The sequence below is a fragment of the Pseudomonas sp. Pseusp88 genome, assembly GCF_047303955.1.
Lineage (GTDB): Bacteria > Pseudomonadota > Gammaproteobacteria > Pseudomonadales > Pseudomonadaceae > Aquipseudomonas.
This window is the reverse complement of the sequence record NZ_JBGLYM010000003.1, coordinates 270,599-284,240: the sequence shown is the minus strand read 5'-3', so window position 1 is coordinate 284,240 and position 13,642 is coordinate 270,599. Positions and strand designations below refer to the sequence as shown.

15 protein-coding genes are annotated in these 13,642 nt (G+C 58.5%); 4 read left to right on the top strand and 11 right to left on the bottom strand.

What is annotated here, in order from left to right:
- Positions 1-153 precede the first annotated feature (153 nt).
- Positions 154-1,233, bottom strand: a complete 1,080-nt coding sequence (locus ACCD02_RS05855; protein WP_413299333.1) for an ArsO family NAD(P)H-dependent flavin-containing monooxygenase — start codon at positions 1,231-1,233, stop codon at positions 154-156.
- A gap of 603 nt (positions 1,234-1,836) precedes the next feature.
- On the opposite strand from ACCD02_RS05855, the gene ACCD02_RS05850 reads away from it, so the two are divergent.
- Positions 1,837-2,088: an Lpp/OprI family alanine-zipper lipoprotein gene (locus tag ACCD02_RS05850; RefSeq protein ID WP_413299331.1), complete on the top strand. Its 252-nt coding sequence runs from the start codon at positions 1,837-1,839 to the stop codon at positions 2,086-2,088.
- Positions 2,089-2,278: 190 nt separating this feature from the next.
- Here ACCD02_RS05850 and ACCD02_RS05845 read toward each other — a convergent pair whose 3' ends face one another.
- Both ACCD02_RS05845 and arcD read right to left on the bottom strand, forming a co-directional pair.
- Positions 2,279-2,821 carry an Hsp20/alpha crystallin family protein gene (locus tag ACCD02_RS05845; protein ID WP_413299329.1) on the bottom strand — a complete coding sequence of 181 codons (543 nt, stop codon included), beginning with the start codon at positions 2,819-2,821 and terminating at the stop codon, positions 2,279-2,281.
- A gap of 88 nt (positions 2,822-2,909) precedes the next feature.
- Positions 2,910-4,400, bottom strand: a complete 1,491-nt coding sequence (arcD, locus tag ACCD02_RS05840; RefSeq protein ID WP_413299327.1) for an arginine-ornithine antiporter — start codon at positions 4,398-4,400, stop codon at positions 2,910-2,912.
- On the opposite strand from arcD, the gene ACCD02_RS05835 reads away from it, so the two are divergent.
- Positions 4,399-4,836 (top strand): hypothetical protein, encoded by a 438-nt coding sequence (locus tag ACCD02_RS05835; RefSeq protein WP_413299325.1) that lies wholly within the window; start codon positions 4,399-4,401, stop codon positions 4,834-4,836. The two genes, arcD and ACCD02_RS05835, sit on opposite strands and share 2 nt — an antisense overlap.
- 233 nt (positions 4,837-5,069) lie before the next feature.
- Here the strand turns inward: ACCD02_RS05835 and ACCD02_RS05830 are convergent, their stop codons facing one another.
- From ACCD02_RS05830 to ACCD02_RS05810, 5 genes are all read right to left on the bottom strand, one after another.
- Entirely contained in the window at positions 5,070-5,771 is a 702-nt protein-coding gene (locus ACCD02_RS05830; protein ID WP_413299323.1) for a VIT family protein, read from the bottom strand.
- 30 nt (positions 5,772-5,801) lie between these two features.
- Positions 5,802-6,773 (bottom strand): FAD:protein FMN transferase, encoded by a 972-nt coding sequence (locus tag ACCD02_RS05825; protein WP_413299611.1) that lies wholly within the window; start codon positions 6,771-6,773, stop codon positions 5,802-5,804.
- A complete protein-coding gene (locus ACCD02_RS05820; RefSeq protein ID WP_413299321.1) occupies positions 6,763-8,943 on the bottom strand; it encodes a PepSY domain-containing protein in 2,181 nt (726 codons plus the stop codon). Before ACCD02_RS05820 ends, ACCD02_RS05825 begins: the two co-directional genes overlap by 11 nt.
- A gap of 23 nt (positions 8,944-8,966) precedes the next feature.
- Positions 8,967-9,437 carry a DUF2271 domain-containing protein gene (locus ACCD02_RS05815; protein ID WP_413299319.1) on the bottom strand — a complete coding sequence of 157 codons (471 nt, stop codon included), beginning with the start codon at positions 9,435-9,437 and terminating at the stop codon, positions 8,967-8,969.
- Positions 9,438-9,521: 84 nt separating this feature from the next.
- A complete protein-coding gene (locus tag ACCD02_RS05810; protein WP_413299317.1) occupies positions 9,522-9,845 on the bottom strand; it encodes a PepSY domain-containing protein in 324 nt (107 codons plus the stop codon).
- Positions 9,846-9,976: 131 nt separating this feature from the next.
- Between ACCD02_RS05810 and ACCD02_RS05805 the strand changes: the two genes are divergently transcribed.
- Complete coding sequence (locus ACCD02_RS05805; protein WP_413299315.1) at positions 9,977-10,636, top strand: response regulator transcription factor; 660 nt, start codon at positions 9,977-9,979, stop codon at positions 10,634-10,636.
- On the top strand, positions 10,633-11,967 hold the full coding sequence (locus tag ACCD02_RS05800) for a sensor histidine kinase (RefSeq protein WP_413299313.1): 1,335 nt from the start codon (positions 10,633-10,635) through the stop codon (positions 11,965-11,967). Before ACCD02_RS05805 ends, ACCD02_RS05800 begins: the two co-directional genes overlap by 4 nt.
- 30 nt (positions 11,968-11,997) lie before the next feature.
- Here the strand turns inward: ACCD02_RS05800 and ACCD02_RS05795 are convergent, their stop codons facing one another.
- From ACCD02_RS05795 to ACCD02_RS05785, 3 genes are all read right to left on the bottom strand, one after another.
- Entirely contained in the window at positions 11,998-12,207 is a 210-nt protein-coding gene (locus tag ACCD02_RS05795) for a hypothetical protein (protein ID WP_413299311.1), read from the bottom strand.
- 90 nt (positions 12,208-12,297) lie between these two features.
- On the bottom strand, positions 12,298-12,684 hold the full coding sequence (locus ACCD02_RS05790; protein WP_413299309.1) for a cupin domain-containing protein: 387 nt from the start codon (positions 12,682-12,684) through the stop codon (positions 12,298-12,300).
- Positions 12,685-12,717: 33 nt separating this feature from the next.
- On the bottom strand, positions 12,718-13,581 hold the full coding sequence (locus ACCD02_RS05785; protein ID WP_413299307.1) for an AraC family transcriptional regulator: 864 nt from the start codon (positions 13,579-13,581) through the stop codon (positions 12,718-12,720).
- Positions 13,582-13,642: the final 61 nt, after the last annotated feature.

Genomic DNA, 13,642 nt, shown 5'->3' with positions numbered 1-13,642 from the left:
CCATCCGCATTGATAAACCAGCCATTGGTTAGCACCTTCTGACGATCCGCTATGAGTAAAAGCGTCCATCCATCCCGGAGTGGCAGGTTCGCGTTTTCTTAACCCCGGGTACTGGACAACTTCGTCGCCTTGTCGATGCTTATTTGGGGACCTTCACGTTGAAACCATTGAAGAAATATAGCCTTGAACCTGCTTGACCACATCCCGAGCGGTTCGGGTTACGCCGATCAGCGTGGCCGAAGCGAGGCCCGTCCACTCGCCATATCCCACCAGCCAAAGATTGGGTAATTCAACACTCCGGTTTTCGGTTACTGCGACTCTGTTGTCCATCCCCACGATCCCCAGGCTGGCCAGATGGTCGAGCGCCGCAGAGAAGCCAGTGCACCAGATGACGGCATCCACCCTCGTTTCGTTGCCCGATGGCCACAACACACCTGCTGGCGTGAAGCTTGCGAATGGACGTACTGAGTTCAATACGCCGCGCTCGCGAGCTTCCCTTACTGATGGCACCATAACGATGTCTCCCAGCCCGCCCTCGGGTTGAGGAGACTCAATGCCTTCTTGCTGAGCTTTCAGCCGAGCGGTGGCTCGTTCGAACAATGCACGACCATCAACCTCGTCCGGAAGAAACCGGGGCGCCTCTTGAGTCACCCAAGTCGCCTGAGACACTTTTGAAACCTCAGCGTAAATTTGAGCACCTGAGTTGCCACCGCCGACGACGAGTACGGTCTTTCCTTCGAAAGCATTCGGCCCAGCATAATGTGCGGAATGGATCTGCTGCCCCTCAAACAACTCTTGCCCTGGATAGGCTGGAATGAATGGGTGGCGCCAAGTGCCTGTTGCACTGATGACCGCTTTGGCGTCCCAGTATCTATCCCCAGAGACAACACGCAATCCGCCTTTAATACTCTCGACACGGGTTACTAGCGTGGAGCGGATAATGGGGAAATCATATCGACGCTCATACTGAGTCAGATAGCTGACAACGTCGTCCCGCCCAGGTGTGCCTTCGGCTACAGCTGGCATCGGCCAGCCAGCAATTGAACTCCATGCAGAAGGCGAGAAGAGCCGCAGCGAATCCCATCCGTGCTGCCAGGCTCCTCCCGGCGCTGACTCAGCATCGAGTAATACGTAGGACAGCCCGGTTCGCTTCAGAAAGTACGCAACGGTGAGCGCGGATTGGCCACCACCAATAACTACCACATCAAATTTCGAGTTCTGACTCACTGTCATGCCCCTTACGTATGCTGCACAACGACTGCGTGGCCTCAGACTTTACGGCCATGCTCATCAATAATCACTTGCCCGTCCTCTTTAACGAAACTGCGCGTTGTTCCTGTGGAAGCAAGTCGAGGACGGCTTCGACGGGCGGGCCTTAGCGAGTGTCGCAATCGTGCCTGCTATGACGGCATCACTGACTTTTCGGTTTAGTTGAGTCGAGAGATTCGAGGCCAGGGTTTTGGTAAAAACCTGCTTTAGAAACGAATCATCGGGTTTCGTCAATAAAGACTGCGGTGCTTTAAGCCAGGGTGACTACCCCGATATTCGCCGGCCACTGAAGATGGTCATGAAAGCATCGGGATGAGGCTTACTGTCAACCGATCCCATCTGACCGATCAAGCATCATAAAGAGCGTCGCGCATGCCCTGTCTGATGCCGATGACGAATCTGTCGCTCGTTACATGGCGATAGTGGGAGCAAAAGATAACGGCTATATGCCGCGCTTGCGATAAATCTCTTGTTGGCCGGGTTGATAAAGATCAGAGCCTCAAAACAACGGTGCCAGATAATTTAACCGCCGCGGGATTTTACCCGCAGCCCCCAAGGAGAATACCGATGAATAAGTGCTTACCCGTTGTTGTACTCAGCATACTTCTGGCGATGTCGGCCGGTTGCAGTAGTAAGCCCAAAGAAGTGGATGCACGACTGGATTCCGCGCAAAGCACTGCCGCAGCGGCAAGGGCCAGAGCTGACGAGGCGTACTCGAAGGCGGAGCAGGCAGCTGCAGCGGCCAGCGAGGCGCAACGTGCGGCCGATCAGGCTAACGAGCGTGCAAGTCGCATGGTCGAAAAGGCAAGTCGCAAGTAGTAAACGATTGCAGCACCCGACAAATCGTCGGGCTTGCTGCAGCCGGTTCTATGTTTCCAGCCTCAGGATGCCTGGGCACAGGGCTGAATGTTTATCGGCTACCGGCACCCGCGCTGTCGCGTTACATACATGGGGTTACTATAAAAAGCCCCTTGCCGGCTTCCCGACAAGGGGCGGTGCACACCGGGACTTAATGGCTTTTGATTGGTACGACTTTATCCGCTTTCATGGCTTCCGGTTTTTTTGGCAATGTAATACTCAACACGCCTTTGCTGAAGTTCGCGTCGATTTTCTCCGCATCCACCCCCTTAGGCAGATTGAAGACGCGTTCGAAAGAGCCGTAATGACGTTCGCTGAGGTAGTAGCCCTTCCTGTTTTCTTCCTTGTCCTCATGCTTCTCGCCCTTGATGATCAGGCTGCCGTTGGACAGTTTGATTTCGATATCCTTTTGATCCAGACCCGGCAGCTCGGCGGCGATTTCGTAGCTGTCGTCTTTCTCGCTGATGTCCACGGCTGGCATGCCGTGGCCAATCAGCTCTCGACGCCAGAAGGGTTCGACATCGAACAGGCCTCTGCCCAAAGGTAAAAGCCCTGAACTGTGGTTGAAGTCTTCAAACAGGTGATCGACCTGCTGTCGCAGTTTTTCCAGCGGACGCCAAAGGTCTCTCGTAATCGGGTGCCGGTCAGATTTCTGATCAGTCGTGACCGGCATTTTTTTTACGGAATTGCTCATCTTTTAGTACTCCTCTTCAGAAAGAAGGCAGACTGCGAACTTCCTCGGCGCGGGCTGCCAGGACAAAACAAGCGAGCGATACTCGCCCTTACACGGTCAGCGCCCCGGACCATAACATCCAGGCGGCATAAGCCGCTGCCGCCCAGATGACGAGCAACAGCCCCGTTTCAGGACGGTTGAGCGGTCGTCCCTGACGGGCCTTCAGGGTGCCCAGGTAGATCAACGAGCCGGGCGCGTAGAGCAGGGCGCTGAGCAGCATGTACTTGGGCCCGGCGGCATAAAGCAGCCACAGGCAATAGACGGTGGCGACGGCGGCGATGGCAGCGTCGCGCAGTTGCAGGGCACGGTGGCCGGTATAGGCTTTCCCCTGCCAAGTCAGCTTTAACGCATAAAGACCGCTGAACAAGTACGGCAATAGAATCATTGAGGTCGCCAGGGAAATCAGCGCGAGGTAGCTGGCGCTTGAATACAGCGTCAGCAGCAGGAACAACTGTATGCAGCCATTGGTCAGCCATAGTGCGTTGGCTGGGACGGCTTGGGCATTCTCCGACGCAAGCAGCCCCGGCATGACCTTTTCCCTGGCGGGTGTGAACACCGACTCAGCTGCCAGAAGCGTCCATGCGAGTAGGGCACCGCCCACTGAAACGATCAGGCCAATGCTGATCAGCACCGCGCCCCATGGCCCTGCTGCAGCCTGAAGCACGCCAGCCATCGACGGATTTTTCAAGGCGGCGAGTTCTGGCTGGCTGAGCACGCCCAGCGACAGCAATGACACCGCAATCAGCAGCAACAGGGTGATCACAAAACCGATAACCGTGGCGCGCCCGACGTTGGCGCGCTCCGCCGCACGGGCGGAAAACACGTTGGCGCCCTCGATCCCGATGAACACCCATACAGTGACCAGCATGGTACTTTTTATTTGATCAAGGGTGCTGCCAAGGGCGGGCGTGCCCCAGAAATCCACCCTAAAGGTCTCGCGCTGAAATGCTGCGATCACCAGACCGATAAACAGCAGTAACGGCACGATCTTGGCGACCGTAGTCAGCGCATTGGCCCGTGCTGCAGTACGCATGCCCCTCAGGATCATCCAGTGCAGCGACCACAACACCACAGAAGCCCCGACAATCGCCGCTTTATTGTTGCCGTCACCAAACAACGGGAAGAAGTAACTCAGCGCGGCGAATAGAATCACCAGATAACTGACGTTGCCGATCCAGGCACTGATCCAGTAGCCCCAGGCGGAATTGAAGCTCAGGTAGTCACCCCCCAATGCTCGGGCGTAGGCAAACACACCGTTATCCAGCGCTGGTTGGCGGTTGGACAGGGTCTGGTAGACGAGCGCCAGCGACAGCATGCCGACACCGGTAATCAGCCAGCCAATCAGAATGGCTCCCGCTCCGGCGCTTGCCGCCATGTTCTGTGGCAGGCTGAAAATGCCACTGCCGATCATTGAGCCGACCACCAGGGCAATCAACAGGCTCAGGGACAGACGCTTGGGCGCTGCCTTTTGCACACTGGCTTCAAGAGAAGGGGCAGAAGGTGGGACAACGGGTTGAGTACCCTGCAGGTGAGTAGCCATGACAAGCCTCGAGGCGACCAAAGTTTCTGCATCCATCGGAAAAGACGGTGCGACAGCTGCCTCTAATTTCAGCGCCAATCCCTGCAGCGTGATTGATTTAGATCAGAAACAGGATGAACACTTGGACATTGTCCGCAATGAGTGCGGGCGCGCCCGACAGCTTCATGACCGGGTTTTACTGGAAGGAATATTACTGTCTGATTTTTATCAAGGTGTTCGCCGGTGCAGGGAGGACAGTGCAAAGGTACTGCCGGTACCTCATCAATGCGCTTGGTTGCTCTATCCAAACCCACCGGAGAATGTTCATGGCTGGCTCAATGAAAACCAGTGCTGCCCCACAGAACCGCTATGGCGCATGCAACTCGGGAAGCTGGTATCCGGTCGAGCAAAAATGACACGGTTGTTATCAGGGGGGAAAAGCGCGAGGAGGAAATGATAAGGCAATGAGGCGCCACCTTGCCGAGCGTCGTTTTGGCATGTTTGAGCGGCGTTTCGCTTTGCCCCAAAGCGTGGACTTCAATGAAAGTCTCGAAAATCATGGTAACGGTGTATACAAGCGGGCTTCCCCATACGCCTGGGCGCGAAGAGAGAGGCGTTCCGGAATGAGGGACTTTTACCTTTGAGTGCTGGAAATCCAGGTACCCACCTTCTCGCCGAAAAACGCGCGGACTAAACTGCCGTCCCGAACAGCGCCCCCACGGCTGCCGTAATGCCCATGGCCAACGCGCCCCAAAGGGTTACCCGCCAAGCGCCGATCACTATTTTTGCCCCTCCGGCCTTGGCCGCAATGGCGCCAAGGCCGGCAAGAAATACCAGCGACATGCTGGATATCCACGGCACAACACTGTGCGAAGGGGCGACGAAAGTGACCGCCAGGGGCAAGGCGGCGCCGAGCACAAAACTGGCGGCCGAGGCGAGCGCTGCTTGCAGCGGTTTGGCCGTGAGTGCTTCGCTGATGCCTAGCTCGTCTCGCGCGTGTGCGCCCAGTGCGTCATGTGCCATTAATTGATCGGCCACTTGATGGGCCAGTTCGGATGATACCCCTCGGTGCATGTAGATATGGGCAAGCTCGCTGTGTTCGGCTTTCGGGTTGCTGTCCAGCTCTGCCCGTTCCCGAGACAAGTCAGCTCGCTCGGTATCGGCTTGGGAGTGCACGGAAACGTATTCACCCGCTGCCATGGACATTGCACCCGCCACCAGCCCGGCGATGCCGGTGACAATCAGTGTGGAGTGGGTGGCGTTGGCGGCGGCGACGCCGATCAACAGACTGGCGGTGGAGACGATCCCGTCATTGGCTCCCAGGACAGCGGCGCGTAGCCAGCCGATACGGTCACTGCGATGATGCTCGGTGTGCCTGTGCATAAATCTCATGGTTTAACGGGACTCAGGTTATTGACGGGGTCAGATTCGGCAGGCTTCAGCCTGCGCTTGCAGTGTGCCGCCTACAATCGATATTTCCTTTAGCTCTCCACCGTCGCGCACCACAAACAGTGCGTCCATCCCACGTTCTTGCGCCAGGCGCGGGCCTTCGATTTCGCCCAGCACCATGAGTGCCGTGGCCCAGGCGTCGGCGAGCATGCACGAGGCCGCCACGACGGTGACCGCTGCGAGTGTGTTGCGCAGCGGTGCGCTAGTGTGGGGGTTCATTGTGTGGGCGCAGGATTGCCCATTCACCTCCACCCAGTGTCGGTAGTCCCCTGACGTAGCGATGGCGGCGTCGCTAAGCTCCATGACGCCCATGACTTCTCTCACGCCCCGGCAGGGCTTTTCAATCGCCACGGCCCAGGGTTGGGCATCAGGTTTCATGCCCCGGGCGCGCATTTCGCCGTCGATGCCGACCAGGTAACAGGTGATGCCAGATGCTTCCAGGCAACGGGCCAGTTCGTCGACGCCAAAGCCTTTTGCGATGCCATTCAAGTCCAGGTTCAGCGGCGCCCGTTTGCGCACCCGGTTGCGTTGCGGGTCTACCATCAATGCCGCGCTGGCGCAAAGCCGAGCGCGTGGCGGCGCCTTCATGAGTGCCCGTTCGGTGATCGTCTGTTCGCCGGGGCCGAAGCCCCAGGCGTCCACCAGGTCTCCGACTGCGATGTCGAAGGCACCACCGGATTGCTGGCTGACCCGCAGCGCGGCGGCCAGCACTGTGGTCAGCTCTTTGGGCACTGGCAGCCATTCCTGCTCGGGGGCCGCGTTGAGGCGGTTGAGGTCGGAGTCGGCTTTCCAAGTGGACATTTGCCGGTCCACCCGGCCTACGGCGCGGGCCAGGCTGTGGCCGATCTTGTCGGTGTCGAAGCCGGGCGCGGCATAGAACACGGCGGTGTAGCGGGTGCCCATGGTCTCGCCGTTCAGGTTGTAGCGCCGCATATCAGTAGACATCTTCACGGTAGCGTCCTTGTACCTTGAGGGTCAGCACGCTCAGGTTAAGCGGTGCCAATACTTCATCCAGGGCCTGCATCACGCCTTTGGCCATTTCACGACTGCCGCACACCAGCACCTGGGCGCCTTTCTCCACCAGCGAGCGCAAGGCCAGGGCATCACTGATCAACCGGTCCTGGACGTAGTTGCCGTTCTGTACTTGGGAAAAAGCCGCGCGCAAGGCCGTGAGGCGCCGGTCTGCCAGGTAGCGGTTAAGTTCAGGTTCGTACAGAAAGTCCGAAGCCGGGTTGCGCCCGCCCCAATATAAATGCATCGGGTGGCGGGCAGTGTTGTTGCGAATAAATCCGGCCAGGGGGCCGATGCCGGTGCCGGCGCCGATCAGGATCACGGGGTGTGTACCAGACGCAGGACGAAATTGCGGGTTGGGCTGGATAAAGGCGTTGATCGAAGCGCCGAGGTTCAGGCCATGCAGGAGTTGCGAGCAAATGCCGCCTTCGTGTTTGCGTACGCAGATCTCCAGCACACCGTCTTCAGAGCTGCTGGCCAGTGAGTAAAAGCGTGGGACTGGGCTATTTGGCGGGATAATTCCCACCAGGTCTCCCGCCTGAAAGCCCGCAAGCTCGCTGTGCGCCTTGAAGCGCAGGACGTGGGTTGGCGCATTCACTTCTTCGCCATATACGATGCGTTCGGTCAGCTCCAGTTGATGGGTGCGCGGTTGCTCCGGCGTATGGGTCAGGGTCAAGTCATGCCCCAGTGCTTCGGCCAAGGCGTGGCCCCAGCGCGCAAACTCCTGGGAAGACTGGCGGTTGATGGTTTCCAGCCCCAGCAACGACGAGGCTCCGGCCAGTTCCATCGCTGCCTGCACCTGATGGGCGTACTGACAGAATTGTGGAAACTGTCGATCCCCCAACCCCAGCACAGCAAAGGGCAGGCCGGATTTGACGCCCACTTGGTTCAGCCGAGCCAGAAACTGCGAGGCCGAAGCGGGTGCATCGCCGTCACCGTAGGTTGCGGTGAGGATGAACAGCCGTTGGGCGTTGCGGTACTTGCCTTTCCATTCATTCATCGCCGCGCTATGCACCCGATGTCCGGCTTGGTGCAAGGCATCGTGCAGGGTTTTGGCAAAACCCCAGGTGCTGTTGTTTTCACTGCCCACCAGAATCACGCTGTCAGCGGAATGGGCGGGGCTGTTGTGGCGGAGGGTCGGGGCGGCCTTGCGGCGGCGCCACCACAATAGAATGCCGGTCACACTCATCAATGGCACGCACAGGGCACACAGCCCCAGTGGCAAACCTAGCCACCAGAGGCCTTCTGCGGTGTGTAGCTGATAGATCCATTGGTAGACGTTGTGCATTGAATCGTGAGCCTGATAGGACAGCAGCGTGCCGCTGACCGGGTCTACGTAGCCATCACCCTGAGCTGTGCGCAGGGAGAACACATCGTTTGGGTTGCCCGGACTCGGGTAGACCAGTTCGCGCAGGTCATTCAGGTCGATGGCCTGCAATGCTTGCAGGTTAGCCACCGGTAACGCCGGACCGGCGCTGATGTGGGTGGGGAAGGCCGGTTCGCTCTGGCTGCCGTCGGCGATCAAGCCAAAGGTCGTGGCGGCCATGTACAGCCCGCTCACGGCCGACAGCAGTATCCCGAGCAAGGCCAGGCGCCCGACTTCCGCATGCCAGCGCTGGCTTAACGTGCCGCGCAGTGGCCGCAGCAGGTTGCGCCAGCCACCCAGGCGCCGGGCCAGCAGCAACGCTCCGGACACTGAGAGGATCAACATGAACAGTGCACCGATGCCCGACACGCCATGGCCCGGTATGCCCATGAATAGCGAGCGGTGCAAGTCTTTTACCCAGCGGGTGAAGGTGGACGGCTGGTAGGGCGCGAGGCCCTGGCCCGTCAGCGGGTCGACCGTTTCGGCCCCGGACTGGCCATCCCTGTTGTAGTAGACGATGAGCGTGCCGGAGGCGGTGCGCTGGATTTGCTCCACGCCTGGAAAGTGGCCGGTGACACGTTCCGCTAACTGGCCGATATTGAGCTGGCCGACAGCGGTGGACGTGTTGTGCAGGCGTTCCAGCGCCGGATCAACCGACAGTACCGCGCCGCTGACGGCCAATAACATGACCAACAGGGCGGCGATCAGACCGGGCAGTGAATGGAACTGGCGAAGCATATTCAGCCTCCAGAAGTCGTGTACTACAGGCCGTAAGTAAACGCGTTGACGTAGGTGCTGCCGGTTGCCGGCTTGCCTGATCCTTTGGAGGTCAGGGGGACGCTGACGTCGGCTCGGCCTTCACGCTGGTTTTCCACGGCGCTGTCGATTCGGATCTGATACCCGGCATCAATCAAGGTGTCTGCCAGTTCAACACTGACTTTGAGGGTGCGTCCGCTGCCCACACTGGCGCCGCTGACCCCGTCAAACTGGCTGGGGTTGAGACCGCTGCCGCGGGCCCAGTCGGTCAAGTGCCGGTAGTACTTGGCCTTCTTGCCGGCGACCCAGAGGGTTTTTTGGTACTGGCCGTTGGCATCGGTGACATAAATCGCCAGGTACGCATCGTTACCTCCGTAGTCCTTGAGCTGGGTCGTCAGGGTCACTTCTCGGGCCTGGGCCAGCCCCGGCAAGGTAATGGCGACGGCGAGGCAGGTTGCAGCGATCATTTTTTTCATAAGGATTTCCTGGTTGAATGTTGTGGCGAGAGCCTGGACTTGCTGGCTGACAACAACCTGAAAGCCCTGGAAAAAAACGAATGATCATTCAGAGGCCGGGCTTGCGAGGTAATCCCGAGCATCGCCGTCGTCGCCGAAATTGACTTGCAACGTGCGCATGCGCAGGGAAGCCGGTGCATAACGTGCCTCGATGGCGTTGCCCTTGCGGTCGGCAGCCTTGATCTTGTAGCAACCGTCGTCAACCTTGATGCGCTGCACGTTCCAGCCATATTGCTGCTCTACGCGTTGACGCAAGGTTTCCCGTGGTTGCCAGTCGCTGACGGGCTCGCGGCAGTCGTCATCGGCCAGGGCGTAACCGGTGAGCAGCACGCTCAACAGGGCGGTACTGGCAATAAAAGCTGATTTCATGATCTGTCTCCTGCCGGATCGGCGTCTGTGGCATACCCTAAAGTACATTCCTGACAACTAGCTGAATCTTCAGATTCACGTCGGGTAAGGCGGTTAAAGTGCTACACGACAACCATCACAGGAGGTGCCAGATGCGGGTTTTATTGGTCGAGGATGCGCCTGGGCTGGCGGAGGCTGTGCGCGAACAAATCGCCGACGACGGCCACGCCGTCGATTGGGTGCAACGCCTGGACCACGCGAGCAATAGCGTGCGCACCACGCCTTACGACCTGATCCTTCTGGACCTGATGTTGCCGGATGGTCGAGGGCTGGATTTTTTGCGCCAGCAGCGCTCAGCTGGCAGCGTGACCCCGGTGATTATCCTCACCGCTCAGGACCAAATATCCGATCGCATCGCCGGCCTCAATGCCGGAGCCGACGATTACTTGGTCAAACCGTTCGATCTGTTTGAGCTCTCGGCCCGTGTGGCCGCCGTGGCCCGACGTTATAGCGGCAACCCCAACCCGCAGATCAAACTGGGTGAACTACAGATCGACATCAATGCTCGTACGGTTCAGCGCGCCGGTACTACCGTCGACCTGACGGCACGGGAATGGGCGCTGTTCGAAGCGTTTGTGCAGCGCCCCAACGCCTTGCTCTCGAAGTCCCAGCTCGAGGAGCGTCTGTACGCCTTTGGCGCTGAAGTAGAGAGCAACACCATCGAGGTCTACATCAGTCGCCTGCGCAAGAAACTGGGGCGCGACCTGGTTGAGACCGTGCGTGGCATGGGTTATCGGTTGACGTCGGTATGACGTCGTCGTTAAGCCTGCAAAAGCGCCTCGGCCTGGGATTAACCCTTGGCATGACCTTGCTTTGGCTCGGGGCGACCGTCGGTACCTGGCTGGTGGTACAACATGAGTTGAATGAGGCGTTCGACAGTGCCCTGGAAGAGACCGCGCAACGCATCCTGCCTTTGGCCGTACTGGAGATCAGCAACCGTGAAGTGTCCCGTGAGGCACAACATGTGGCCACTCTGGAAATGCACAAGGAATACCTGACGTACCTGGTGCGCGATGCGCAGGGCCGGATTTTGATGCAATCCCATGACGCCAACCCGAAGACCTTCAACAAACAACCGGGTGAAGGGTTTTCCACCACTGAAAAGTACCGGCTGTATGGCGCGAGCGCTTTGCGCAAAACGCTGTTCATTGAAATTGCCGAACCGCTTGCGCATCGCGGTGAAGCGGCGCGGGAAGCCTTGTTTGCGTTGTTGTTGCCGTTGTTGGCGCTGATCCCAATCAGCCTGTTGGGTACCTGGTTATTTGTGCGCATCAGCCTGCGCAGCGTATTGGCCTATCGCCGCGCCCTGGAAACCCGGGGTGCAGGGGATTTGTCACAGATCAACGTGGCACGACTGCCGGCAGAGATCGACCCATTGGCCGACGCGGTCAACCACTTGCTTGAGCGCTTGCGCAAGACGCTGGAGGCCGAGCGCAGTTTTACCGCAAACAGCGCCCATGAACTGCGCACGCCGTTGGCCGCGACGTTGGCGCAGATTCAGCGCTTGCGCCAGGAGGCGCCAGAGGGCCCGCTGCGTGTGCGGGCGGCGAAGATCGAAAGCTCATTGCGCGACCTGGCGCGGCTCTCGGAAAAACTCATGCAACTGGCCAAGGCCGAGGGTGGTGGGCTTCTATCCGAGGCTCCCCAGGACCTTATCCCGTTATTGGCCCATGGGGTGGACGAGTGGAATCGCAACAACGGGCAACGAATCCAGCTGCTGCTGCCGACCCAGGGTAGTGTTTACTCGGCGATTGACACTGATGCGTTTGGCATCCTGCTGCGCAACCTGATCGAAAATGCCTTGAAGTACGGTGCCGTGGACCAACCGGTCGAAGTCAGCCTCACAGACCAGGCGCTGCTGAAGGTGATCAACGGCGGTCCGGCGTTGCCGGAGTCAGTGTTGCAGCGCCTGACCGAACGCTTTGTGCGGGGTAACAGCGAAGCCAGTGGTTCAGGGTTGGGCTTGGCAATTGTCAAAGCGATTGTCCTGGGCGTCAACGCGCATATGACCCTGACCTCGCCGGCGATAGGCCGGGAAGATGGGTTTGAAGTCGACGTTCAGTTTTTGCGCCCGCCAGCGTAAATGCGGATTGAGCCCCGAAGGCTATAATCTTCAGGGTCCAACGATGGCACCGGCGTCCAGCTCACCGAAACCGGTTAGGCTGCGCATCACCGAGAAATTGATGATCAGCGTTTTGAGCTTGCGCTGGCACAGTGATATGAGTAGTTGTTCTTGGCCGTCACCAGTGATGTTTTCTAGACACAGCCCTTCTGGTGTCAAAGCCCACAAAGCTTTGATGCTCTGCCTTTGCCCTTGCGCCAAGGTCTTGGCCTGCCGAACTGGGCCGAAAGTTGCCGATGCCCTAATCTGCGAGGCGCAAGTTCAACCAGAGACGGACCCGCTGCTTTCTGTTTAGATCCAGACGTCGTTATCGGCTGTTCGTTCGCCACCTTCATGGCCGGTATTCAATACTCCACGAGGCTCGATCATCAGCAACCTGGCTTCGCCTTCGGCAGCTGTTCTATGCTCGACTCCTCGCGGCACCACATAAAGTTCGCCCGGGGCGACGTATACGCTGCCGTGGGGTAGATCGATCCTCAGCGTCCCGTCTATTACGAGGAATGCTTCATCGGTTTCCGGGTGTGAATGCCAAATGAACTCACCCTCAATGCGTACCACCTTGAACTGGTACTCATTCATCTCGGCAATTACCCGTGGGCTCCATTGTTGATCTATAAGGGAAACTTTTTGCGCAAGATTGATCGCGTGCTCACTTGAGTGTCGTTGAGTGTGTTGCATGGCGGATTCTCTCTAAAAACGGGAGCCATGACTCTAAAAGAGGGGCGCCGGTCCCGGCTTGTACGATCCTGCAAGTTGATGCCTGGCTCGAATACGCTCCAGCCAGCGCAGTGGGGGCACTCCGTAACAGGCGCTGAAATGCCGGGTCATATGACTTTGGTCATGAAACCCTGCTGCCAGCGCGGCATCTACGAGGGTGAATCTATCAAGGATCAGCGCGCGAAAAAGATCCAGGCGGCGCAGGGTCACGAAACGATAGGGGCTAGTGCCGAATAACGCCCTGAAGTCTCGCGAAAGGCTCCACCGCTCTCGACCGCTGGCATGCTCAAGCATCTCTAAGGTGATCCCCATGTGAAGATTCGCCATAATGAAGTCGCGCGCGCGCAGGGCCGCTTGGTAGTCCAATTTCTTGCGCCCGTGAGGCTTGTTCGCAACAGCTCGCAGCGCCATTGCAAGGTCGAACAACGCATCCTGTTCTTCCAGCAAGTCGAGCGGATGATCCATGGCATGCATGAACGGTTGGCTGGCGTTATATAGGCGCACATCTTCGGACAGCCCGCCTGCAACGTAGGGCAGGGATTCCCCGCCCAATACTTGCTGAATCAGGGCGGGGTCCACATACGCCATCCGGTAACGGAAGCCCGATTCAGTCCCGGCCATACCGTCATGCAGCTCGTCTGGATGCAGTACTAACGTATTTCCCGGCATGCCGTGGCGCAGAGTGCCTTTGTAATGGAAACTCTGTACGCCCGACATCGTCCGGCCGATGGAGTACGTATCGTGGCGATGCGGGTCGTAGCCATGCCCTCCGAACCATGCCTCGATTCGTTCTATCCGCCCCGGTGCGGCGCTGCGCAGAACCCAGTCCGTAGTGGGGAACGATTTATTTCGATCCATGAATAGCCTGCTGATAGTTCTTCGGTCTATTGGTCCGTATCAGACCATGGAGGGAAAACTA